Annotated in this window: 1 pseudogene; it reads right to left on the reverse strand. The window is 23.2% G+C overall.

What is annotated here, in order from left to right:
• Positions 1-363 (reverse strand): annotated as a pseudogene (locus tag ELQ12_RS09965) (hypothetical protein); the annotation flags it as partial.
• Between the last annotated feature and the right edge of the window lie 12 nt (positions 364-375).

Below are 375 nucleotides of genomic sequence, written 5' to 3' on the forward strand. Positions count from 1 at the left end.
ATTTTCATTATTTTTTAAAGCATAAACGATATTTTCTTGTTCTTGTTTTTGGGTAATAGCATATTGTAATAAAGGATTTTTATAATGTGTATCGCTATTGATTAAAACATTGATATAAAAAGCTTCTTTGCTTTTCTTAGTTAATTGAAGCAAAGATAAAAGTGTAGAAGGGATATAAAAAGAATCAAGCTTTAAATTTAAATACTTATCATAAGTATTTATATAAGTTAATTCTTGACTAAAATCCAAAGCTTGTTCTTTTAAATTTAAAAGCATTGTTCCACCTAATCCTAATAAAGCTAGATTTTTGAAATTCTCTAAAGCTTTTCTTTTTTCTAAATCGATTTGAAGTATTTTTTGCATTGTTTTTCCTTT

The sequence above is a fragment of the Campylobacter sp. US25a genome, assembly GCF_004379075.1.
GTDB classification, from domain to species: domain Bacteria; phylum Campylobacterota; class Campylobacteria; order Campylobacterales; family Campylobacteraceae; genus Campylobacter_D; species Campylobacter_D jejuni.